1 rRNA gene is annotated in these 306 nt (G+C 50.7%); it reads left to right on the top strand.

Going from position 1 to position 306, the window contains the following annotated elements:
- Positions 1 to 306: ribosomal RNA gene (locus L6D75_RS27215) — 23S ribosomal RNA — on the top strand; the annotation flags it as partial.

The following is a 306-nucleotide window of genomic DNA, read 5'->3' as shown; positions in this document are numbered from 1 at the left end:
CGAGGCTGAAAAGCGTAGTCGATGGAAAACAGGTTAATATTCCTGTACTTCCAGTTATTGCGATGGAGGGACGGAGAAGGCTAGGCCAGCTTGGCGTTGGTTGTCCAAGTTTAAGGTGGTAGGCTGAGATCTTAGGCAAATCCGGGATCTCAAGGCCGAGAGCTGATGACGAGTTGCCATTAGGCGACGAAGTGGTTGATGCCATGCTTCCAAGAAAAGCTCCTAAGCTTCAGATAACTGGGAACCGTACCCCAAACCGACACAGGTGGTTAGGTAGAGAATACCAAGGCGCTTGAGAGAACTCGG

It is taken from the genome of Pseudomonas faucium (assembly GCF_021602585.1).
GTDB lineage: Bacteria > Pseudomonadota > Gammaproteobacteria > Pseudomonadales > Pseudomonadaceae > Aquipseudomonas > Aquipseudomonas faucium.
Note: the sequence above shows the minus strand (reverse complement) of the source record. Positions and strands in the feature narration are given on the sequence as shown.